Annotated in this window: 15 protein-coding genes and 1 tRNA gene; 11 read left to right on the top strand and 5 right to left on the bottom strand. The window is 58.0% G+C overall.

Translation table 11 applies throughout. From position 1 onward, the window contains the following. Positions 1-40 precede the first annotated feature (40 nt). The 10 genes from RIKMI_RS0105095 (at position 41) to RIKMI_RS0105150 (ending at position 10,960) form a co-directional block, all read left to right on the top strand. Positions 41-115: transfer RNA gene (locus RIKMI_RS0105095), tRNA-Pro, on the top strand. A 224-nt stretch (positions 116-339) separates the two neighbouring features. After that, positions 340-819 (top strand): NanQ anomerase/TabA/YiaL family protein, encoded by a 480-nt coding sequence (locus RIKMI_RS0105100; RefSeq protein WP_027290718.1) that lies wholly within the window; start codon positions 340-342, stop codon positions 817-819. A gap of 54 nt (positions 820-873) precedes the next feature. After that, complete coding sequence (locus RIKMI_RS0105105) at positions 874-2,481, top strand: sulfatase family protein (RefSeq protein ID WP_037291539.1); 1,608 nt, start codon at positions 874-876, stop codon at positions 2,479-2,481. Positions 2,482-2,575: 94 nt separating this feature from the next. Beyond that, on the top strand, positions 2,576-3,187 hold the full coding sequence (locus RIKMI_RS0105110) for a hypothetical protein (protein WP_027290720.1): 612 nt from the start codon (positions 2,576-2,578) through the stop codon (positions 3,185-3,187). Continuing rightward, positions 3,184-3,672 (top strand): pyridoxamine 5'-phosphate oxidase family protein, encoded by a 489-nt coding sequence (locus tag RIKMI_RS0105115; RefSeq protein ID WP_037291541.1) that lies wholly within the window; start codon positions 3,184-3,186, stop codon positions 3,670-3,672. Before RIKMI_RS0105110 ends, RIKMI_RS0105115 begins: the two co-directional genes overlap by 4 nt. A 553-nt stretch (positions 3,673-4,225) precedes the next feature. Next, positions 4,226-5,596, top strand: a complete 1,371-nt coding sequence (locus tag RIKMI_RS0105125; RefSeq protein WP_027290723.1) for a dihydroorotase — start codon at positions 4,226-4,228, stop codon at positions 5,594-5,596. Between the two features lie 284 nt (positions 5,597-5,880). Then, on the top strand, positions 5,881-6,960 hold the full coding sequence (locus RIKMI_RS0105135) for a fimbrial protein (RefSeq protein WP_245584934.1): 1,080 nt from the start codon (positions 5,881-5,883) through the stop codon (positions 6,958-6,960). 100 nt (positions 6,961-7,060) lie between these two features. Continuing rightward, positions 7,061-8,002 (top strand): FimB/Mfa2 family fimbrial subunit, encoded by a 942-nt coding sequence (locus RIKMI_RS0105140; RefSeq protein ID WP_245584935.1) that lies wholly within the window; start codon positions 7,061-7,063, stop codon positions 8,000-8,002. Between the two features lie 19 nt (positions 8,003-8,021). Next, positions 8,022-10,310 (top strand): hypothetical protein, encoded by a 2,289-nt coding sequence (locus tag RIKMI_RS0105145; protein ID WP_245584936.1) that lies wholly within the window; start codon positions 8,022-8,024, stop codon positions 10,308-10,310. 50 nt (positions 10,311-10,360) lie between these two features. Beyond that, positions 10,361-10,960 (top strand): DUF3575 domain-containing protein, encoded by a 600-nt coding sequence (locus tag RIKMI_RS0105150; RefSeq protein ID WP_027290727.1) that lies wholly within the window; start codon positions 10,361-10,363, stop codon positions 10,958-10,960. Between the two features lie 343 nt (positions 10,961-11,303). Here RIKMI_RS0105150 and RIKMI_RS13100 read toward each other — a convergent pair whose 3' ends face one another. Then, complete coding sequence (locus RIKMI_RS13100; protein ID WP_051214358.1) at positions 11,304-12,047, bottom strand: ion channel; 744 nt, start codon at positions 12,045-12,047, stop codon at positions 11,304-11,306. Between the two features lie 370 nt (positions 12,048-12,417). Here RIKMI_RS13100 and RIKMI_RS0105170 point away from each other — a divergent pair, with 370 nt between their 5' ends. After that, positions 12,418-14,040, top strand: coding sequence for an ABC-F family ATP-binding cassette domain-containing protein (locus RIKMI_RS0105170; protein ID WP_027290729.1), 1,623 nt, complete (start codon positions 12,418-12,420; stop codon positions 14,038-14,040). Between the two features lie 1,154 nt (positions 14,041-15,194). On the opposite strand, the gene rnr is transcribed toward RIKMI_RS0105170, so the two are convergent. From rnr to RIKMI_RS0105190, 4 genes are all read right to left on the bottom strand, one after another. Further along, positions 15,195-17,570 carry a ribonuclease R gene (gene rnr / locus RIKMI_RS13105; protein ID WP_245584937.1) on the bottom strand — a complete coding sequence of 792 codons (2,376 nt, stop codon included), beginning with the start codon at positions 17,568-17,570 and terminating at the stop codon, positions 15,195-15,197. Between the two features lie 706 nt (positions 17,571-18,276). Continuing rightward, positions 18,277-18,783, bottom strand: a complete 507-nt coding sequence (locus tag RIKMI_RS0105180; RefSeq protein WP_027290730.1) for a 3'-5' exonuclease — start codon at positions 18,781-18,783, stop codon at positions 18,277-18,279. Between the two features lie 227 nt (positions 18,784-19,010). Further along, positions 19,011-20,831 carry a RagB/SusD family nutrient uptake outer membrane protein gene (locus RIKMI_RS0105185; protein WP_027290731.1) on the bottom strand — a complete coding sequence of 607 codons (1,821 nt, stop codon included), beginning with the start codon at positions 20,829-20,831 and terminating at the stop codon, positions 19,011-19,013. A gap of 21 nt (positions 20,832-20,852) precedes the next feature. Continuing rightward, complete coding sequence (locus RIKMI_RS0105190) at positions 20,853-24,056, bottom strand: SusC/RagA family TonB-linked outer membrane protein (RefSeq protein ID WP_051214359.1); 3,204 nt, start codon at positions 24,054-24,056, stop codon at positions 20,853-20,855. Between the last annotated feature and the right edge of the window lie 535 nt (positions 24,057-24,591).

Below are 24,591 nucleotides of genomic sequence, written 5' to 3' on the forward strand. Positions count from 1 at the left end.
AATATAAGGATAATTGCCGTATATTTGCACTCGGAATTTTCGGGGTGTAGCACAGTCCGGTTAGCGCGCCACGTTCGGGACGTGGAGGTCGGAAGTTCGAATCTTCTCACCCCGACCGGGATTCCTCCTGAAAAGCAGTCGCATTTATGCGGCTGCTTTTTTCGTTGATGCCCTTTGCCCGGCTGGAGTGCCCAGCGGCACCCGCCCGCCGCAGGCGCGAAGAAAAACGGGTGCAGCGAAACCGATCTTCTCACCCCGGCGGAATTCCTCCGTCGGTAACGAGGTTTCATTTCTCCCCGTAAAATCCCTATATTTGTTTTCCCAACTCGAATCGACGACATGATACACGACTCCCTGGGGCGCAGCGCCGAGAGATATTACAGTCTGCACCCCCTTTTCCGCCAAGCGTTCGAATACCTATACAGCCACCTCGACCAATTCGCCGACCCCGCCTCCGACGGCAGACATACCGTTCAGGGCGACGACCTTTTCGTCATGGTCGGCGACCATCGGCTCAAACGGCCCGAAGAGGCGCTGCTCGAAGCGCACGACCGTTATATCGACCTGCAGGTGATGATCTCCGGTACCGAAAGTTTCGGCTGGGCGCAACGGGCGGCCTGCACCGATCCCCGGAGCGCATTCGACGCGGGGAAAGATATCGTATTCTATAACGACCTGCCGACCAGCGTCGCGACCGTCCTGACCGGCGAATTCGTCGTCTTTTTTCCGGAAGACGCGCATGCGCCGCTGATCCGCCCCGAAGGCGTACAGGGCGGCACCCGCAAGGCGATCTTCAAAATCAAGGCCGACGCGAAATAGGCCGCGTTCGCGCCGTAACGAATCCCGCGTAATCATTAACCCAGACAGCAAGAGATGACCGATCGGAAACTCAACCTGAGCCTGCTGGCCTCGCTCGCCCTGTGCACCGCCGGGGCGCAGGCCGCATCGCCCGGACAAAAAACGAAGAAGGGAACCCCCGAAAAACCGAACGTAGTGATTATCCTGGCCGACGACCTCGGCTTCGGAGACATCGCCTGCAACGGCTCGTTCAACACCATCTCCACCCCCAACGTGGACCGGTTGGCCGCCCAGGGGGTCCGTTTCGCCAATGCCCATGCTACGGCGGCCACCAGTACCCCCGCGCGGTACAGTATCCTGACCGGCGAATACGCCTGGCGCCAGCCCGGAACGGGCATCGCCCCGGGCGACGCCGCGATGATCGTCACCCCGCAGCACCGAACCCTGCCCGAAATGATGCAGCGGGCGGGCTACGCCACCGCCGCTGTCGGCAAATGGCACCTCGGCCTCGGCGACAAGGCCGGGCAGCAGGATTGGAACGGCGCCGTGACGCCGGGCCTGAAAGACATCGGCTTCGACTACTCCTATATCATGGCGGCGACGGCCGACCGCGTGCCGTGCGTCTATATCGAGAACGGCAAAGTCGTGGGACTGGATCTGGAGAACCACCCGGAGGATTCGATCCGCGTGAGTTACAGCGAACCGTTCCCGGGCGAACCTACGGGCCGCAAGAACCCGGAACTGCTGAAAATGAAGGCCAGCCACGGACATGACATGGCCATCGTGAACGGCATCGGCCGCATCGGTTATATGACCGGCGGCGGGGACGCCCTGTGGGTGGACGAAAACATCGCCGACACCATTACCGACCGCGCCGTACGGTTTATCGAACGTTCGGTAGCTGCGCAGCAGGCAGCGAAAGAAACCGGTACCGAAAAGCCGTTTTTCCTCTATTTCTGCACCAACGACATCCACGTGCCGCGTTCGCCGCACGAACGTTTCGTCGGCAAGAGCGGCATGGGGCCGCGCGGCGACGCGATCCTGCAATTCGACTGGTCGGTGGGCCGGGTGCTGGATGCGCTGGACTCGCTGGGAATCGCGGACAACACGCTGGTGATCCTCTCGTCGGACAACGGCCCGGTGGTGGACGACGGTTATCAGGACCGGGCGGTAGAGCTGCTGGGCGACCATAAACCCTGGGGCAAATTCCGGGGCGGTAAATACAGCATCTTCGAAGCCGGTACGCGTGTACCGGCCATCGCACGGTGGCCGAAGCGGATCCCGGCCGGCAAGGTGAGCGATGCGGCGGCATCGCAGGTGGACTGGTTCGCTTCGCTGGCGGCGCTGACGGGGCAGGCACTCTCCGAAGGCGAGGCGCCGGACAGCCGCGACCAGCTCGACGTATGGCTGGGCAAAGACCGTAAGAAAGGTCGTGCCCATATCGTCGAAAACGCGGGCACGCTTTCGATCACGGTGGACGACTGGAAATACATCGCGCCGAGCGGCGGGGCGGCCAAAGACCGCAATGTGAATATCGAACTGGGCAATTCGAAAGAGCCGCAACTGTACAACCTCGTGGAGGATATGGGCGAGCGGAACAACCTCGCGGCCCGGTATCCGGAGAAAGTGGCCGAGCTGTCCGCCCTGTTGGAACAGGTGCGTGAAACCGCCGACCGGCAGTAAGATTTCCCGCTCCATGAGGTCGATACGAACTGTTTTACTCCGGCTCTGCCTCAGTGTCGGAGTTTTGTGTTTCTGCGCCTGCGGTAAGACCGACATGCAGCCTGCCGGAAATGTCTGGTTGCAGGCGGCGACCGAACTGGCCGAAGAGATGCAGGAGATGGCGGCAGACGAACGGGCTGCTGAATTATTCGTTTCCGACAGCGGTCTGCTGGCCTATATCCGCGGGATCGGTACCGCCGGATACGACCGTCTGCGGGAGGCGACGGTGGTCGAAATTCCCCGTGCGGAGCTGACCGCCGGCTTCCTATCCGCCGCGTTCGCTTCATCGGCGGAACCCGACACGGCCGAACTGCGGCGATTGACCGAGCTGATGAAGAGCCGGATCAATCCGGCCGTCGTCGTTTCGGCCCTGAACGGACAGGAGGGAAGCGACCACCTGGCGGCATGTTCCATTCTGACCGGCAGCCGCACTTACATCCAGCCGCAGGACTGGCGGGACGACCTGTTGGTGGTGCTGGAATACGGCAGCGAATATGCCGTCGCCATAGCTTTCTGGCAGTCGGGCGAGAAGACGGTAACCGGACAGGCTTCATTCATCCGGGCCGGACGGACGGAGGCCCTGCTGCGCTCGGTCGAGAAATTTTGCGGACACGCCGTACCGGTAAGGAAACTGACCGGCCGGGAGTTAAAAAAAAGATCCATATGACCGATTTCAGACCCGTGCGGCGGCAGGACCGCCTGCTCGACATTCCGGCGGCGGAACGGCTGCTGGAGACCGGGGAATACGGTTTTCTGGCCATGTGCTCGCCTGAGGGATACGGCTACGGGATTCCGATCAGCTACGTTTATCTGCGGGAGCGCGGCTGCCTCTATTTCCACTGCGCTCCCGAAGGCCATAAGATAGACGCGGTCGCGGCGAACGGCCGGGTGAGTTTTTGCGTCGTGGGGCGCACGCAGGTTCTCCCTTATACTACGGCGTACGAATCGGCGCATGCGTTCGGCCGCATCGGGCCTGTCGGCGACGATACGGAACGGTGGGAAGCCCTGCTCGCGCTGCGGGCGAAATACAATCCGGAACTGGCCGATGCCGAAGATGCTTACATGCGCAAATCGTTCGCCCGGACAACGGTGTTGCGGCTGGATATCGAACACCTCTCCGGGAAATGCAAACGCGTGCCGGCCGGGATATGACGCTCCCCTCGATCTTTGATGTTCGGGGATGCGATTCTATCGAACTTCGCTGCGCTCATTTTGCTTTCCGGCTTGCCCGACGGTTTTATCCCGGCGATTCGGCCATCCGAACAAGCGCGATGGTTCCCGGCGGCTGCGTCGGTTATGAACAAAAAGAGGAAGGCGCTCGAACCCAATGGTGCGAACAAACGAACGGATTAAAAATAAAGTGACCATATACGATTTTACACCGATTGCCCGACAGCTCCGTTTCGGCTTTGCGCCGGACGGTACGAGGCGGTGCAGACTCGGGCAAAAGACCCGGAGGGTCTGACGCGAACCGAAAGCATAGATAGTGTGTAAAAAGTATATAATTACCGAAGGTAAGTATATACGACTTTACCCTATATTATGCACGCTTGATTTTCAGTATATTTCGGCCCGCGCCCACCCCTCTTGGGCAAAAGCGACTCCCGGCCGGAGTGCCCGGCGGCACCGCAGGGCCGTTTAGGGAGAACGTTACCCGATTTTGAGTAAAATCGTATATACTTACCTTACCAAAAATAAGAAGGTTATGATACTGATAGACGACGCCTTGATTTGCAACGAAGGAAAATCGTATCGGGGATGGCTTACCATCGACGGCGAGCGGATCGGAGCCATAGGCGAAGGGGAATGCCCCGCCGAAATACGGGACAGCGCCGCAGAAATTTGCGAAGTCCGGGGAGCGCTGGTCATGCCCGGCGTAATCGATGACCAGGTACACTTCCGGGAACCCGGCCTGACCGAAAAAGCCGAAATATCCACCGAATCGCAGGCCGCCGCCGCCGGCGGAGTGACCTCTTACATGGAGATGCCCAATACCCGCCCCCCGGCGACGACCCTCGAACTGCTCGAAGAAAAGTATGCCCGGGCCGCGGAAGTATCCGTCGTGAACTATTCGTTCTACCTCGGCGCGACCAACGACAACATCGCCGAGATCGAACGCATCGATCCGGAGCGGATCTGCGGCGTGAAAGTCTTTATGGGATCCTCGACGGGCAATATGCTGGTCGATAACGAAAATACCCTGGCCGACATCTTCCGTTTGTCGCCCGCCCTCGTGGCGACCCACTGCGAAGACGAAGCGACCGTGCGGGCCAACCTCGCCTCGGCCCGGCGGGCGTTCGGCGACAACGTTCCCGTAGCCATGCACCCGGTGATCCGCAGCGCGGAAGCCTGCTACCGTTCCACCGCGCACGCCGTGGAACTGGCCCATAAATACGGCGGGCGGCTTCACGTACTCCATCTGAGCACCGCCCGGGAACTGGCCCTCTTCGATTCCGGCAAACCGTTGGAAGAAAAACGCGTGACCAACGAAGTCTGCGTCCATCACCTCTGGTTCGGCGAAGGAGACTACGCCGATAAAGGGAACTTCATCAAATGGAACCCCTCCGTCAAATCGGCAGCGGACCGCGACAGCCTGCGTGCCGCCGTGCGCAGCGGACTGGCGGATATCGTGGCGACCGACCACGCCCCCCATCTGCTGGCCGAAAAGCAGAAACCGTACCTGGAAGCGCCTTCCGGCGGGCCGTTGGTACAGCATTCGCTGCCCGCCATGCTGACGCTGGCGGCAGACGGCGTGTTCACCGTGCCGCAGGTCGTCGAACGGATGTGCCATGCGCCGGCCCGCCTGTTCCGGATCAGGGAGCGGGGTTTCCTGCGCCCGGGCTATTTCGCGGACATCGCGATCGTAGACCTGAACTCGCCCTGGACGGTAACGCGCGAAAACGACGCTCTGGGCGAACGTATCCTGTATAAATGCGGCTGGTCGCCCTTCGAAGGTTCGACGCTTTCGGCGAAAGTACGGGCCACATTCGTGAACGGACGTAAAGTCTATGCCGCGGAAACCGGCGTGGATACCGCCGTCCGGGGACAACGGCTCGTTTTCGACGCCGGACGGTAGACGTAAAGCCGGAAACGGCTGCGGTACAGGCGGCGGACAAGCGATCAGGCTTGTCCGCCGCCTGTTTTTTCGAGGCATGGGCGGTTCATCATAGGCAAGGCCGGTTCCCGCCCCGATGTATCTCCGGTTTTCGTCGAGCAGGCTGAAAAAGGAGAGCGCCTGTTTTGTCGCCGAAGAAAATATTTTCAATCAAAACATCGAAAAAACGAAAAATGCACCGCTTTTTGCATAGAGTATCCGATGTGAGTTTTTATATGCGACAGTATAATTAAATCCAAATAATTATGAAAACAAATATGATCAGCATCCGCAAAAGAAGTTTATGGTTGTTCTGTGCCGGTCTGTCGGCTCTTGCCGTTCTGGCAGTCTCCTGCAACAAAGACAAAGGTGCCGTGCCGCCCTCCGGCGAAACTGCCTCCCTGACTGTTACGCTCAGCGGACAAACAGCCCAGGGCCGCGCCGTTGCGCCGACCGGGAGCACGGAAGCGGACGCCCTCAAAGCGGCCGAAAACCGGCTGAAGAACGTTACCGTATTCGTATTCAACGACAACGGAACTCTGGACAAGAAGCAGGCCTTCGCCTCCGACGCCCTTTCCGAGACCATTACCGGCCTCATCGCAGGTCCGAAAAAAATCGTCGTAGCGGCCAATGTCCCCGACGGTATTACGTTTCCCGACGGCATTAATTACGATTGGTTCGCCGATCCGAAAAACGTCATCAACCTGGATTCGCAATCGCCCGAAACGAACGGTCTGTTCATGAGCGGCGAAGAGACGGCGACGTTGTCGGCCAATACCGTGACCGAAAAGACGATACCCGTCAGCCGGGTCGTCGCGAAAGTCAAACTCGGCACCATCACGCTCGAACCTGAAGCGGGACACGATCCCGCTAAATTTTCCCTGCAACGGGTAGCGGTTATGAAAGCCCGCGGTTCGGCCCTGATGGGCATTCCGTCCGTGGCCTATACGCCGGATTTGTTTTACGGAGGTATGGCCGGCGACAAAAGCGTCGAAAAGTCTTACCTGGCGGAAAACATAACGACCGGCGACTATGCCAACCGTTATTTCTACGTGCTGCCGAGCGACAACGACGACAATAACGCCACGCTCCTCACGCTGGTCGGAACCTATGACGGGAAGACGACCTATTTCCCCTTCCGGATCAACGATAAAGTCGGCAGCGACGGCGCGACCAGCGACGGGAAATTCATCCTGCGCAACAACGTCTATACGGTCAATGTCAAACTGAAAAGGCTGGGCGGCGGCAGTTCCGATCCGGAAGTGCCTGCCGATCCGGCATCGCTCACCGTCACCGTCGAACCCCAGCCCTGGGAAACGGAACTGATCCAGAACGTAGAATGGTAAACCCGATGGAGCGATGCGCTCCGCCGGCTTCTCCTCCGGGGGAAGAGGCCCGCCGGCCTCCTCTTTCGGACGGAGGCCGGTTATTCCCAACCGACCGATCGTGAACCTTACGCCATACCACACCCGTCTTCTGGGACAGGTCTTGTGCCTGTCGTGCCTGTTGCTGGCCGGATGTATCCGCGACAAACGGAGCGGCTGTCTTCCGGAACCGGAGGAACGGTTCGTCGTCCTGAAGATCGTGGACGAGGCCACGGGCAGGGATATTACCGAAACCGGCGACGCCGGCGATGCCGAACTGTACCTGTTTTCGCCCGACGGCGCATATGCCGCGCGGTTCTCCGTCGATAACGACCGGATCGTGCACCATACGCCCGTACACCTGTCCGGCGGCCTGTCCGGCAATTGTACGGTATCGGTCTGGGCCAATGCGGGCGCGGGCCAAATGCTCCATGTTCCGGCCGACGGGAACCGGCTCGAAAGCCGGGCCGTTTCGCTGCTCAGCGAAGAGGGCGGATACCGGAGTTCCCCGGACGACCTGTTTTTCGGCCGGATACGGCTTGCGCCCGTCGCCGGACCGTCGCCGGAAGAGGTGACGCTCACCCGTAAAAATGCCCGGATGCATATTACCGTCCGGGGATTGGACGCAACCGTACCGGCAGACCGTTACTACCTGACGGTACGGATACCCTCCGACGGTTACGACTTCGCAGGCAACCCGGCCGCCGGCGCGGCCGTCCTGAGACGACCGGGCGAATTCGACAGTTACGGCGACTTCTCGACACCCGGCACTTTCAACCTGATCCATACCGGCCCTTCCGGCGCTTCCGCCGGGGAAGTGACGGTCGATGTCTATGAGCAGGCTGCCGGCCGGGCGGCTGACCGGCTGATCGCTTCGGCAAAAGACGACGGGAACGGGAAACCGATCGCACTGCCGGCCGGGCGGACGGTCAATCTGCTGATCGACTTAGGCGCCGGCGCCGGAATAACTGTCCGTACGGAAATCACTCCGTGGAACGAAATCTACCAGTGGGAGAGCTGGTAACCGCAAAAGAAAGGAAACCATGAACAGATATGAAAACAGATCAGGGGTGGGAGCCGGATACGGCAGCCGGCGCATGCGCCGGGCAGGAACGGCGCTCGCGCTGTTGTGGGCCTGCCTCCTGGCCGTCGCCTGTACCAAGACCCCGCTGGACGACAGTCCGGACGGCGGCCTGGCGGGGGATGAAGCGACAGTGCGCCTGACCGTCAGTCTGCCGCAGCCCACGCTGCCCCGGAAAACCGCCCGGACTGCCGGACAGGCGGACGAAGAGGCCGAAAACCGGATCGCGGAGGTCATGGTGCTCGTCTTCGAACAGGAGAACGGCAGTTACGTTTACCGCTATATGACGGCCGGCGACCGGCTCACGGCAGCCGGAAGCACGACCCAGTTCAAAGCGCGGCTCGTCAGCACGTCCAAACCGGTCAGGTTGGTACTCGCCGGGAACTACGGCGATGCGTTCGAAAACTACGCGCCATCGCCCGGGAGCAGCGAATCGGAGGTACGGACAGGGATGGGCCTCTCTTTCGTCGGCATTGCGGAAAGCCTGCCCATGTCCGGCGAAATAGATATTCCGTCGGGCTTGCAGACCGGGGCCGACAACAGTTTTCAGGTCAGGATGCTGCGCTCCGTGGCCCGGACGGACATAGTCAAGGAGTTGGCTGCCGATTCGCGGCCTTTCCGGATCGGAAGCGTATATCTCTACCGCGCGAACGACAAGGTGCAGCTGGTTCCGAACGAAGCCCTTTCGCCCGAAGCCCCGCGTGTTACGGGACCTTCGGTATTCCCGGGAGCGAAGAAATCGGGAAGCCCGACGATGGTACCGGCCGCCGAACCCGACCCCCTGTCGGTCACTGGGATTTATACTCCCGAAGCGGCCGCCGAATCCGACCCGGCAGCGCAACTGACCGCTGCGACCTGTATTGTCGTCGGGGGGTATTACGACGGCCAGTCCCAGCCTTCGTATTACCGGATCGATTTCGATCCCGGCCTCGACGGGCATCCGTTCGGACAGGTGCTGAGGAATCACAAATACGTTTTCCGGATCCGGAAAGTGACCGGTCCGGGCTGGAACAGTCCCGAGCTGGCGGCGACGAACCGGGCGACGAGCATCGTCGCGGAGGTCGAAGCCTGGGAAGACTTTACGACCGAGATGTATTTCGAAGGCGATAACTACATCGGGGTATCGTCCCGGGACGTGACGCTGGGTTATCTGACCGGAAAGAGCAGGAAAGTGGACGTACAGGCGACGATACCTTACACGATCCAGTGGCTGGACAGTTCCGGAAATCCTGTCGGCACGGCGGTGTCGGGCGTCGGCGCTACCTTGTCGGGCAACAGCCGTTTCACGGTTTCGATCGGCCGGGATGCTTCCGACGAAGAAACGACCACGCACCTGGTTTTCACTACGACACAGGACAACCGCAGCACGGTGTCCGCATCGTCGCGGCTGCGGATCACCGCCGGCCGGTGGACGCTGAACGTTACCGTGACGCAGGAAAGTCCGGAACGATACCGGAAACGGGTCGTCCGCGTACTGTCGGTCAAGGAGGTCGGGGATCTGGGTTCCAGCACGCCTTCCACGGCCAGCGGCCTCGCATTGCGCCGGATACTGGACAATAAAAAGAATTTTTCGCCCGACGGTACCGTGATTATCGGCGGATTCTCTTTCTCGGAAGTGTCGAATTCGGAGATACAGGCCACGGGGACGGGAAGTGCATCCGACAAGGAGATTTTCAACAGCGTCAAAAGCGCGATCAATGCGCAGGATGTCATTTATTTGACCTACAATTCGCAAATTTCCAACGAGCTGGCCCAAATCGTGCTCGCCTGGCTCCGGGCTGCCTCCGACCGGGTGCTCATCGTGGGGACCGATACCGAATCGACCAATGCGAAACTGCGGCAGTACCTGACGGGAAACGGTACGTGGCAATATTATTACCTGAACAATATCGGAAGCAATTTCAAACGCGCCGCGCAGACCGACGGGAACAAACGTTTCTTCGCCACGCCTTTCGGCACAGTGGCGGAAAACGCGCCGATCTCACGCGCCGACGGCTACGCCGCATATTGTTCCGATTACCCGGCGACGGTCACGCCGCTGGTCGTCAGCGCGGCAACCGGACATGAAAAAGCGATGATCGTCGGCGCCGATTTGGCGGAGCGCATCGTTTATCACGGCGATGCCAACCTTTCCCAGAACGGACAGTTGAGTTCGCAGGCCAATGCGGACGGGACCGTCACGACGGATTTCGACCGGCTGACGGCCAATCTCTGGGCTTGGATCGTGGAACAGGTGTGCAGCGGGATATGACGGGACATCCTGCCGGGGTGCGGAAGGCCCGGCTTTGTAAATTCGAAGCTATGAAAGCGAACTGTCTGTATGGAGTAATCGGCACGTTATGCCTGGTGCTGCTGCCGCTGAAAACGGTTTCCGCCGAAGAACGTGCGGCGGAGACGGGGCCGGCGCCCCGTTTTGCGGTCAAGACGAACGCCCTCTACTGGGCCGCGGCCTCATTCAACGCCGGATTCGAAGCGGGACTGGCTCCGAAGATCACGCTGGACGTTTCGGCAGCCTATAACCCCTGGGTGCTGAGCGAGAACCGCAAATTCAAGTTCTGGCTGGCGCAGGCCGAGGGACGTTATTGGTTCGGTCGGCGTTTCAGAGGTCATTTCGTGGGGGTGCACGCCCTGTATGCCGATTTCAATGTCGGCGGAATCCGATTTCTCGGGCTGGGAGGACGCCGGTACGAAGGCGATTTGTACGGGGCGGGCGTCTCTTACGGGTATCGGTGGGCCATCGGGAAACGATGGGGTGTCGAGGCGACTGCGGGGTTGGGGTATCTGAGGTCGGATTACGACCGGTATGAACAAAAACGCTGCGGCGCATCTCTCGGCAGCGGCCATCGTAATTATTTCGGCCCGACCCGGATCGGCGTCTCGTTCAGCTTTACGTTCGACTGAACCGTTCGGCCCACGTAACGGTAGGGTTAAATGTATTCATCAAATTTTAATCCTGTTCCTGTATTGGGTAGAGGCTGCCGGCCGGGACTTGCTTTGCGACCTTTAGGTCGCACGGGCCGCAGCCTTCCGCAGCGGAGGCCCGCTCGCTCGCGGCGCTCGTTCCCGTTCTTCGCAGGCTGCGACCCATTATAAAGAAACGTACGGTTATATATACCTTCTGGAACCAACGAGGGCTAAGGATAATTCCTGCCCGATATCGGCAGGGTTTTAGAAACAACTGTACGTTAGTATCCCGCAACTTCTCAGCCCCGCAATAGCGGCCAGGCCGGAGACTCCCCCGCATTTACGATACATCCGGGGCGGAAGTGTCCTGGGCAGCCGGTTCCGGCGCCCGTTTCCCGGCCGCCCGCGAACGGCTGTTCACCACCCGGTCGGTAATATAGACCGTAAAAATCGGAAGCATCATCATCCCCGCCGCCGCCAAAAAGACAGACAGTATTTTGCCGACCGGCGTCACGGCAACGATGTCCGATCCCACGGTGGTCATATCCATGCAGGCCCACCAGAGCGAATCCCAATAGGTCGTAACGCCGGTATTGACCCCTCTTTCGGCCACGAAAAAGATCAGACTGGTGAAATACGTTACCGCCACGAGAATGGAGAGGTACGACACCATCAGGCTGGTGGCGCTGCGCCGGGTGAACCAACGGGTGATCATCACCAGCCCGTATCCCCCGCGCAACAACGGGACGAAGCCCAGCAGATAATGCAGCTCGTGCGGAATATCGGCCTGGGTATATTGGATGATATTCAGATACGGGATCGAAAAAAGCAATAGGATGATGTTGTTGAGCACGAAACGCCCCTTTCGCGTGCTGATGGCCCAACGGACTGCGAAATCGAGAATGAAGATGGAGCAGACTACGAGCTGTATGCCGAGGGTCATCCGACTGTCGGGCCGGTAACGGCCCACCGTCAGGATGTCGTACGACAACGAGGCGATAATGGCCAGCGAGCCGAGCAGCACGAGAATATTGAGCCAGTCGATGATGCGTTTGTCGATGATCCGGTCGCGGAGTGTCTTCATATTCCTTAACGTTGGTGAACGGGAAACGACGACGCAAAAACGGTGCCAATCGGTCGGATACGGAGAAACAGGGGGCCGAAGAAACGGGGACGAAAACGGCAGGCCCGGCTACCGCCTCCTGAGTCTTCTGGCTATGCGTGCGACGCCTAAGGCCGCAGGTCGTCCGGACACGATCCGACGGAACTGCCGACTCTCCCCGCCATCCCATAACCGCTCCGGCCTTTTTCTCCTGCCGGTCGGATGAGGCGATTGCCGAATAATTGGGTATCTTTGCTCCTCGTTAATTTATCGTTCCTTCGGGATATTCGTTCCATGGAATCGGAGCGAAACGAAATCCGCACGGAGGATCGGCCCAACCCCATAGAGACTGATGATAACCGTATCGAACCTGGAAGTACAATTCGGCAAACGAGTCCTGTTCAAGGACGTTAATCTCAAATTCACCCCCGGCAACTGCTACGGCGTGATCGGCGCCAACGGAGCCGGCAAATCGACCTTTTTGCGCGTGCTCAGCGGCGAGGTGGATCCTACGCGGGGCAACGTTTCGTTCGGCCCCGGCGAACGGCTCTCCGTACTGAAACAGGACCACTTCGAGTTCGACAACCATACCGTACTCGACACCGTGCTGATGGGGCACCAGCCCCTGTGGGAGATCATGCAGGAGAAAAACGCCCTGTATGCCAAAGAAGACTTCTCGGACGAAGACGGCATCAAAGCCGCCGAACTGGAAGAGAAATTCGCTGAAATGGAGGGATGGAACGCAGAAAGCGACGCGGCCGAGCTGCTCAGCGGGCTGGGTATCAAAGAATCGCTGCACTACTCGCTGATGGGCGACCTGAACGCCAAGGAGAAAGTGCGCGTGCTACTGGCGCAGGCCCTGTTCGGCAAGCCCGACAACCTGCTGCTCGACGAGCCGACCAACGACCTGGACGTCAATACTATCATGTGGCTCGAAAACTACCTTTCGAACTATGAAAACACGGTGCTCGTGGTGTCGCACGACCGCCACTTCCTCGACGCCGTGAGCACCCATACCATAGACATCGACTACAGTGACATCAACCTTTTCGCCGGAAATTACAGCTTCTGGTACCAGTCGAGCCAGCTCGCCGCTCGTCAGCAGGCCCAGCAGAACAAGAAAGCCGAAGAGAAGAAAAAGGAGCTGATGGAGTTCATCCAGCGTTTCTCGGCCAACGTGGCCAAGTCGAAGCAGACCACTTCGCGCAAGAAGATGCTCGAAAAGCTCAATATCGAGGAGATCAAACCCTCGATGCGCAAATATCCGGGAATCATTTTCCAGCCCGAACGCGATCCGGGCACGAAAATCCTCGCGGTGGACGGACTGACTTATTCCACGGCGGACGGCGAGACCCTGTTCCGGAACCTGTCGTTCACCATCGAAAAGGGGGACAAAGCGGTCTTTCTTTCGCGCGAGCCGCGGGCAGTAACGGCCCTGCTGGAGTGCATCACGGGCAACCTGCAACCGGACGAGGGCATGATCGAATGGGGCGTGACCATCAAATCGGCTTATCTGCCGGTGAACAATACGGCATTCTTCCATTCCGACCTCCCGATCATCGACTGGCTGGCACAGTATTCGCCCGACACGAGCGAACTTTTCCTGCGGGGCTATCTGGGCAAGATGCTTTTCAGCGGCGAGGAGGTTTACAAAAAGGTGAGCGTGCTGTCCGGGGGCGAGAAGATGCGCTGCATGATCGCGCGGATGATGATCGAGAACCCGAACACACTGATCCTGGATTCGCCGACGAACCATCTCGACCTGGAGTCGATCCAGGCATTCAATAATTCGCTGGTCTCGTTCCCCGGCATCGTGCTGATGACTTCGCACGACCACGAGTTCATCGAAACGGTGGCGAACCGCATTATCGAAATCACGCCGAACAGCATGGTGGACAAGTATATGGAGTACGACGAATACATCCTGAGTGAGAAAATCCAAGCCCAGCTCGACCGACTCTACAAGGGCGAATAATCCGCCCCGGTGTATCGGGGCGCATATCGTCTGACCGCCTGCGGTGCGGGCGAAGTACGAACGGCATGCCGGAATCCTGGCATACCTGAATCGCATACCGGTCATGTCCATACGGGCTTGTCCGATTCCGACAGTCGGCTGAAACTCCTGAAACGAACGCATTATACTGACAACGAGGGCGTTGGCTTTTTAAATTCAACGCCCTGTTGCTTTTTGATCCGGCCGGAATCGTTCCGGTCATGCAGCGTTTCCGGTTTACCGATTTTCCGCCCGGTGCGCCCCTTTTTTTCTTTGCCCCTGTCGGCTCGCACCGCCCCGATGGCAGAAAAACCGTCCGGTACCGAGCCGATAAAGGAAGATGACCGCCGAATATGTTTAGTGTACCTTCGCCGGCTCCGGGCTGCCAAAGGAAACTTAATAAAACCGTACAGTTAAACTGTTGTACTTTTCCGGCTTTGCACCCACTCCCGAAGCCGCAAAGCCGGCGATTCTGAAGAATCGCATAACCTGCAAACTATACGTTAATCTTATCTGCCGGAGCCAGCGCGGACTGTTTGCAGGCCTGCGCCGGGGGTGACTCCGGCCTGACTAAGGGAAAACATTGCAATTATAAGGTACTCCCGGCTTCTTACATTGGTGTCGAAATACGGGTAGAAGCTACCGACCCGGGAATGTGCGATTTTCCGTTCCGACGGGAGTCGGGAGCGGGGAATCGTATTCCCGGCGGGTTCTTTGCTTTCTTTCTTGCGCGACCAAGAAAGAAAGCAAAGAACCCGCGGCATGAGCAGGCGAAGAAAAAACAAACGCCCACCGGCGAAAGACATACAATTAAACCGTAAGTTTCTTGTTAGGTTTGCCGCCGGAGGTTCGATCGGTCTGCATAACCCGCCCGTGCCGCGGGGCGCTTTTGGGGCACCCCGAAAGAAATCGGGAAAGCGCCTTGCCTTTCGGGTACTTTGCCCCCTGTCATTACCTCGGTACTTCTTGCGAATTTGCAGAGAGGGTATCCCTGTATCTGCGAATTCGCAAGAAGTACCGAGGTTAAGAACTGAAAGACAACGGCATATGTCTCATTTTGCGATTATTCGCCCCGACAGCTATCCGGGAATCCGCCGAACCATTGCGCCCCGAAACATTTCGGAATCGAATACCGGTTACCGCTTTCTTTTGCCGCCGCGCGAACGGGATTTGGCGCCGCGCGCGGCACGCCGCGCCTCGGACGCCGACGCTCCCAACCCGTCGTCCGAAACCGAAGCTGCCGGCAACCGGTCGAGTTTCCGCGTGTGGAAATCAATCATGCCGACCATTTCGAAATCGAGCTGTTTGCGTCCCAGGTCGGCCCGCTTGATACGGATACGCACCTCGTCGCCCAACATGAACCGGCGTCCCGTAGTGTGCCCCACCACCGCATAGTTCTCGGCGTCGAAAGCGTAATAGTCGTCGGTCATGTCCCGCAGGGCCACCATTCCCTCGATTTTGTTTTCCGTCAGTTCCACATAGATTCCCCAGTCGGTCACCCCGCTGATCGAGCCGTCGAACTCCTGTCCCAACTTGTCTTCCATGAATTCGACCATTTTGTACTTGATCGAAGCCCGTTCGGCGTCCGAAGCGCGGATCTCCATCGCTGAAGAGTGGTCGCACAACTTTTCGTAAGCCTCCTTATCCTCGCTTTTACCGCCGTCCAGGTAATGCTGCAACAGGCGGTGCACCATCATGTCCGGATAGCGGCGGATCGGCGATGTGAAATGCGTGTAATAGTCGAACGCCAGCCCGTAGTGACCGATATTGGTCGTCGAATAGACCGCCTTGGCCATCGAGCGGATCGCCAGCGTCGAGATGAGGTTTTCTTCCTTCTTGCCTTTGATCGTCGCGAGGAGTTTGGTCATCTCCTTGGCTACCGCTTTCCCCTTTTCGGCCTTGAAGTTATAGCCGAAACGGGTGATGAACGATTTGAAATTGGCCAGCTTTTCTTCGTTCGGTTTGTCGTGGATACGGTATACGAACGTCCGTTCGGTGCGCTGACCGGGCCGCTTGCGGCCGATGAATTCGGCCACTTTGCGGTTGGCCAGCAGCATGAACTCCTCGATCAGCTGGTTCGAATCCTTGATCTCCTTGAAATAGACGCTGAGCGGTTTGCCGTGTTCGTCCAGCACGAATTTCGCCTCGTCGCGTTCGAATCCGATCGACCCGTTTTTGAACCGGGCGGCCCGCAGTTTCTTGGCCAGCCGGTCGAGCGTCAGTACCTCCTCGCGGAGCGGTTCGGCCGTATCCTTGCCTTCGATGACGTCCTGCGCCTCCTCGTAGGTGAACCGTCGGTCGGAGAGGATCACCGCCCGCCCGAACCATTCGCCGACCACATTCGCTTCGTCATCCAGTTCGAAAACGGCCGAAAAGGTCAGTTTTTCTTCGTTCGGGCGGAGCGAACAGAGGTCGTTCGACAGTTTTTCCGGCAGCATGGGCACGGTGCGATCCACCAGATAGACGCTCGTGGCCCGGTTCACGGCTTCGGCGTCGATGGCGTCGCCCGGACGCACGTAGTGGGTTACGTCCGCGATATGAACGCCCACTTCCCAATTCCCGTTCGGGAGCTGACGGATCGAGAGCGCGTCGTCGAAGTCCTTGGCGTCGGCCGGATCTATCGTGAAAGTGGTTACCCCGCGCATATCCTTGCGCTTCTTGATTTCGGTTTTAGTGATGCCCGCCTTGATCTTGTCGGCGGCCTTTTCCAGCTCTTCCGGAAAATGATAGGGCAGGTCGTATTCGGCCAGGATGGCGTGCATCTCGGTGTTGTTGTCGCCCGAATTTCCCAGTACGTCCACCACCTCGCCGGTCGGGTTTTTCGACGTTTCGGGCCATTCGACGATCCGTACGATCACTTTCTGGCCGTTCTCCGCCCCGTTCACCGCCCGCAGCGGCACGAAAATGTCGGCCGGCATCGTCCGCGAATCGATGACGACGAAAGCGTATTTTTCCGAAATCTCGATGCGTCCTACGAACGTACGTTTGCCCTGTTCGAGCGTTTCTACCACCTCGCCTTCGATGCGTCCGTCGCGGCGGCGGCCGATAATGGCCACGCGCACCCGGTCGCCGTGCAGGGCATGGTGCGTGTTGCGCGGTTCGACGATGATATCCTTTTCGTCTTCGGCGGCGTCATCGACGATGATGTAGGCCATTCCGCTGGCGGTCATGTCCACTTTGCCGGTTTTGGTCGGCAACTGTTTGCGCACGAGCCGGTACTGTCCGGCGCCCACTTTCTCGAACACGCCTTCGGCCGCCATCGCGCGCATCAGGTCGTGCACCATCTTGCGGCCGTCGTTGCCCTGGATGCCGATCTGTTTGGCTGCCATTTTGGAGTCGTAAATGCGCGAGGGATGGTCGGCGAAAGCCTCGAACAGCATGCGTTTGATCTCGCGCACCGCCACTTCGGGAATATTCGGGCGATCACCGCTCACGGCCTCCGCTTCGCTCCCGGCGGCCTGCACGGGACTGTTTTTCTCCAGTCCCAACTTCTTTTTCAGTCTCTTTAACATCTATCGTTTTTCAATTATCCGCCTCAAAGATAGGTAAAAACACGCGATATCCGGCCGAAGTCCGCTCTCGCGAGGATATCCGGGGCCTATCCTGTCCGGCATGAAATCAAAGATACGGAATTTATTCGGCGGGCAGAGGAATAGCGGGCGGAAATCCCCCCAAAAAAAGGAGATTTAAAATAATCTTAGAGTTAATTTTGTGTCTGGTGCGATAGACACATGCTCTTTCTTCGCCAGCTCATGCTGCGGGGCGCAGGTCCCGCCTGATGTCTCATGCCGGCGGGGCACTTTCTTTTTTACCTGCGGTTGCCTCCTGGCGCCTCGGCCATACGAACAAGTTCGATGGCGCTCGGCTGCTGCATCGGTTGCGCGACCAAAAAAGGAGGTAAAAAAGTCGCCGAAAATCGGTTCGGACTTCATCATACTTACGCCGCAAACACGGCTCTTTCGGGCCTGATACCGTTTCGGACAAGGCAAGGAGCGTTGCCTTGCATTTAAACCTACAGTTATTTGAATGGCCGCAACCTGTGGAAAATAGAGGCGATAGGTACAGTCGGTTCGAATACCGAGCAGCGCAGGGCCGCACCGCAAAACCGGTTCGGGCGCTCTCCATCCGGCTTCGGAGATAGGTATCTCACCGACGGACATCATTCATTACGCAACTTTCATCCTCGCGTTTGCATTTCGCATATCGAGCCGAGAGGAATCAAAGGATTTTGACAGCGATGCGGGCACAGCCCTCGGCATCGGCCAACGCGTCGTGGTGCCGGTCGAACGGGATGCCGAGGAATTCGCATACCGTCGGCAGCCGATGGTTCCCGATCAACGATTTGGGAAACATCTTGCGGGCCGCCCGCAACGTACAGTAGAACCGGTAAGAAGCCGGATAATTCATGCCGTACGCCTCGTGGGCGGCCTTCAGTACACTTTCGTCGAAAGCAGCGTTATGCGCCACCAGTGGCAGGCCCTCGATAAGCGGCGCCACCTCCCGTTCCCACACTTCCGGAAAAAGCGGAGCATCGTGCGTGTCCGCATCGCTGATACCGTGAATCTGTTCGGTAAAATAACGGTAATAATAATTCGGCGTCGGACGCACCAGACGCTGCACGCGCCGCACGATCTCCCCGCCGCTGACGACCACCAGCCCCACCGAACAGATACTCGACCGCCGGCCGTTGGCCGTCTCGAAATCTATGGCCGCAAAATTCTGCATATCGTTTTTGTTTGAATATCCCCCGGCCGGCATCCCGCTCTTCCGGCTGCGGAATACCCCCGTCGGGGAAAGAGCGAATGCCTGAAAAGTACAAAATTAGCGATAATGTCCGGGGAGTGCATATATCCGCCGGAGAAACCGCCCGCCTCCCCTCCCGGAAAACGAAAACGCAGGCTGAAGCCAAACTTCAGCCCGCGCCTGTTCTCAGATCGATACGACCGGTCAGCCTACCAGAAAATCGTTTCGTCCAGGTTCGGATTGATCGTGCGATCGTGCAGATTCAGCGGACGATAGTAATACTTCGGTTCGATGAACTCGCCTTTCCCGCCGTCCTTTTCGGTCGCCACCATCACATATCCGTGGTCGCCTTCCGAAAGGTAAAAGACCGCATCGTCGTCCATGTAATAAACCGTCACGCCGTGCGTTTCGATGTAATCCGCCGGATAACCGTTGTCCGCCAACCACTGTTTCTGGTGTTCCTTGTCGAAGAACACGCCCGTATCGACGAAATCCGCCGGACGCGAACGTCCCGCCTTGCCGCTCATGTCGATCAGGCCGATATGGTCGAGCCACATACCCTGCCCCGGACGCGCGAACAACTGACCGCATTTCCAACGCATCACATCGTCGTAACGGAACCCTTCGCAGGCCAGTTCGATACGGCGTTCGCGCCGTATCTCCAGCGCAGCGCCCCGCGCCGCGGCCTGAATATTCGGGTATTTATCCATCAGGTCCGCATCCGGATTCGCATTGGCCTGTGCGTACGACAGGGCGGGAACCCCGGCACGCTGCCGGATCAGATTGACCGTCTGGTCAAGCACAGTCTGGTCCAGTTCGCCCAACTCGGCGCACGCTTCGGCATAGATCAGCAGGATTTCGGCATAACGGATCATCGGCAGGTCGTTGAACGCGTTGCCCCAGCCGTCGTGCGCGACATCGAGCGGATAGAACTTGATCTGCGGATAACCGCCCAGCTCCACCTTGATACGGGCCGAGTCGGTCGAGTTCCGCGGGATAAACCACTCCGGCGCGATCGTCTGCCGCATACGCGGGTCGCGGTTGGCAAAAACCTCCTGACGGTTCATCGTCGCATACCCCGGTACCTGATTGAACGGTTTGGCCTCGTTCGTGGCCGGGTCGATATACAGATACTCGTTCATCAGGTCGCGGCTCAGCGCATGGGCGTAGTCGAACAGCGACGAAGCATTGTGGCGCACCTCCAGATCCTTGTCGTAATCCTTATAGAGGATGATTTCGGGATTATTGTCCAGGTTGGTGCTCAGGAACAGGTCGGTGTAATTCGGTCCGAGCGAGAATCCCCCTTCGTCCATAATCGTCCACGCAGCCTCTTTCGCAATCCGTATCCACTCCTCGGCCGTACCCTGCAATTCCAGCTCATCATGATACTTGCGGTAGGTGCCTTCGTACAACGCGACACGCGCCAGATACCCCAGCGCAGACCACCGGGTGATACGCGTCTTGCTCGTCCCTTCCGGAATCTTCTCGGCCGCGAATTTCAGGTCTTCCAGCACTTTCCCCATAACGAACTCCCGCGAATCGCGCGGTTTGTAGAGTTCGTCGATGTCGTCCGTTTCGAGCGGCCGGTCATACCACGGCACATCGTTCCACGACTTCACCAGCGAGACGTACTGCAAAGCACGGAACATACGGGCAAGCCCCACGTAATGATCGATGTCCGTCTGTTCCGCATTCACCCGGTCGGCATTGACAATCAGGAAATTGATATTGCGGATATTGGAGTAATTCCCGCTCCAGCTGCCGATATTGTCCGGCCGGACGAGGCCTTTCATCAGGTTTTTCAGCGTAGCGTCGTTCTGGGAGAAACCCGTGTTATCGGTGTAAATATCGTCGTACGAAGCGCCGATATAGTCGTAAAATCCGTTGGTATAAGTCTTCAGGTCCTCCACGCTGTTGAAAAACCCTTCCGAAGAAATATCGGTTTGCGGATAACGATCCAGAAACTCATCGTTGCAGGCCGTCATCGCCATGGCGCCGAGCGCCGAAAGCAATATGTATTTGGTTTTCATAATTAAAATGCCGTAGATGAATTAGAAACTGAGGTTCAGGCCGAACGAATAAGTCTTCTGATAGGGGTAAACCAGGCCGTCCAATCCTTCCGGGTCGAGACTCTTGTGCAGCTTGGTCCACGTGATGAGGTTTTCGCCCGAAAAATAAACGCGCAGATTACGGATGCCTATCTTTTCCATCCATTTGTTCGGGAAGGTGTAACCGATGGTGATGTTTTTCAGACGGCAGTAACCGGCATCCTGCAAATAACGGGTCTGCGTGGCGCCCAGTTCCTTGCCGCTGGTCTCGGCCGCATAGGATTTCGGCGTCGGGAAATACGCATCCGGATTTTCGGGCGTCCAGTAATCGAGGTTGTCCACCATCAGGTTCGCCCACGGCTGAGCATACATCCCCCAGAAATAGTGGTTGCTGGTGCTGGGATAGTAATCCCGTTTCCCGACCCCCTGGAAATAAACGCGGAAATCGATCCCGGCCCATTCGAAACCGGCCGTCACACTGTAATTGTAACGCGGCGAACTGTTCCCGATGATCTTGCGGTCGCCCGGATCGTCCAACGTACTTTTGCCGGTGTTGATCTCGCCGTCGCCGTCCAGGTCTTTGAACTTGATGTCGCCCACGCCCTGGCCGCGGGTACCCGGGTACGAAAGCACCGGAGTCTGGTCGGCATGGTTTTTAATCTCCTCTTCGCTCTGGAAGAAACCTTCCGTCACGAAGCCCCAGATCTCCCCGACCTCCTGGCCGACCCGCAGGCTGCCCAGCGAATTGGTCGGGTTGGCGTATTTGGTGATGAAAGTCCGGCTGTCGCCCAACACGAAACCGACATCGTAACGGAACGGATGACGGCCCAGCATGAACTGATCCTGCCATTTCACGTTGAGTTCCCAACCGGAAGTGCGCAGGTCGGCGGCATTTTCGTCCGGCACGCTCGTACCCAGCACGGAGGGCAGCTCCTGTCCCCCGGTCAGCATCCCCTCGGTCCAGCTGCGGTACCAACCGCCCGAGAGTTGCAGCCGGTTATTGAAGAAATTGACCTCGGCGCCCACATCGAGCGTACGGATCTGTTCCCAGGTCAGCGAAGCGGACACCAGTCCCGGAGCGGACACATAAACCGGCTGGACACCGTCCAGAATAGTGCTCATCGTACCGTGCCCCATCGTCGCGAGATAGGCGTAGTTGCTGACGTTCTGGTTGCCTACCGTACCGTACGAAGCGCGGAGTTTCAGCAGATTGACCGTATTCTTGGCCTTCTCGAAGAACCCTTCTTCGGAAATGATCCAGGCCAACGACCCCGACGGGTTGAAGACGAACCGGTCGTCGTGCCGGAAACGCGAAGTCCCGTCATAGCGGCCGTTCATCTCGAAAACGTATTTGTCATCGTAGATATAACCCACACGGGCGAAAAGCCCGCGCGTGGCCCAGTCCGAAATACCTTGCCCCACGCTGGGGGTTTCGGCGGTCGCCAACCCGATCGTGGGCAGCGAAGGGGTAATCAGCTGGTCGCGGGAAGCCGAGATATTGTCGTTCTTGTAATATTCCTGATTGAAGCCGACAGTAGCGGAAAGCGCGTGTTTTTCGTTGAACGTCTGCGCATAGTTGGCGTACACGTTGTAAATATTCGTGTAGGTATGGCTGTTGCTGGCCGAAGCGTACGACTGCGAGGGGAATCCGGTCTGGATCGCCGCGCCGTCGGGACGGTCGAAATAATAGACCGGAGCATCCCAGGCGCGGGTCCGGGCATCGTACTTCATGAACGAAGCGTCGGCATTCACCGTCAAAATATCCTTGAGGATCGTCGCTTTGGCGGTGAAGATCGTCCGGAACATCTGATTGCGGTTCACCGTCCGCCCGCCGTTTTCCAGACGGCCGATCATCTCGGCGCCGTCCGAAGTGTAGCTGCCGTCCAGATTATACACGGTACTCATCGTCCGGGTACGGTTCACGTTGTGGAAGAACGTACCGTTGCCGTGGCTGGCCACAGTGGTGGGCTGGTCGTAATTGAAATCGAAGAAATTGGTATTGTTCCCGATTTGCAACCATTTGGTCACCTCGTAATCCACTTTGGTACGGAAGTTATACTGGTTGAAGAAGTCGTTCCCCTTGCGGAGCATACCGTCCACATGCGAATATTGTCCGGAGAGCAGGTAACGTACCGTCTTGCCCTTCTGGTCCTGGGCCGAGCCGGAAATGGTCAGCGTCTGGGTGGTCTGGAAACCGAGATTGTCGTAAACCTCGTGGAACCAGTCGGTCTGGCCGAGGTTTTTGAAGTACCCGTCTTTATCCACATACTGCGCCGGATAGTTCGCCGGGTCTTTCTTGTGGTTCTCGGCATACAGGATCTCTTCGTCGCTGTACAGCTGGCTGTACCAACCCTTCGCAAAAATGCTGGCATACGTCATGACCTCCACCGGATCGGTCACTACCGCCGGAAGACGCCCCAGGCTTCGGAATGCGTAATTGCTCTGATAATCGACCTTGACGCGCCCCGAACCGTTTTTGGTCGTGATCAGTATGGCGCCGAACGCGGCCCGCGAGCCGTAAATGGCGGCGGTCGAAGGGTCTTTCAGCACCGAAATGGAGGCGATATCGTTGGCGGTCAGGCGAGCGAACTCTTCGGTATCGGCGGCCACCCCGTCGATGATAATCAGGGGAGTCTGGCGCCCGTTCAGGTTCTGCAAGCCCCGGAGGTTGATGCTCGGAACCGAGTTGATGGCCCCGCTCGACGTCGAAATGTTCAGGTTGGGCACGGTACCCTGCAAAGCCGAAATCACGTTAGTCGTCGCACGGCTTTCGAGCATCTCGGTCGGAGCGACGGCCACCGAACCGGAGACGTTGATCTTTTTCTGGGTACCGTAACCGACAACGACCACTTCGTCGGCGACCTGCGCGTCGGTCTCCATCTGCACGGCGATCTCTTTCAGGTCGCGGACATTGACTACCTGCGGTTTAAGACCGGCGAAACGGATTTCCAGTTCGGCTCCGGAGGGTACCGAAAGCGTGGCGACGCCGTCGGCGTCGGTCGTCTTGCCGTCGGTGGTGCCTTTGCGAACCACGACTGCCCCGACTACCGGCTGACCTTGCGGATCGACCACGGTCACTTTGACCGGACGGGTCGGCGCCTGCTGCGCCTGCAATGGGACAGGCTGCATCACCAGGGCGAACAGGACGGCGAACAACCCCGCTGCGGAAAGTTGCATACGCCTGAAACGTTGGTAAATTTTTTTCATACAGGTTTTTATTTGGGTTTGTTAATTGGGGTATATATCGTATTCGATGGGATTTCTTTTACTCCGGCTTTTAAGGGCCGGAGTCCGGTTCGGGGATAAGTTCTTATATAAACCCTTTTCAAATGCTTTTCGCTTCCCTGCCGCCCCCGCTGCGAGGACAAAAGTAGAGGCGCCGTGTTAGGTACCCGTTAGCTAAACCTGAATATTAGATTACCGATACGTTTCGGAAATATGAACACCGATAACGATTTTGACTTATTGTATTTATAACCGTTCGGTTTTTCTTACATCGCACTTCAAATATACACCATATTTTTATTTATGCAAATATCTGCGTCTAAAAATTTCTTTACTAAGAAAATATCATTCTCTATTCGACAAATAAACTCCGGCTCCAGACGGTATTTTGCATTGTCGGAAAAACCGAACGGTTTTTAACACGGAAAGACAAGGCGTTTCCAGTAATATTTCCCGGAAACGACGATATAAAAAAGCGGAGGCGCCGGAAATTTCCGGCGCCTCCGCATGATTTCAC

The organism is Rikenella microfusus DSM 15922, from assembly GCF_000427365.1.
In the GTDB taxonomy this organism is placed as follows: Bacteria; Bacteroidota; Bacteroidia; order Bacteroidales; family Rikenellaceae; genus Rikenella; species Rikenella microfusus.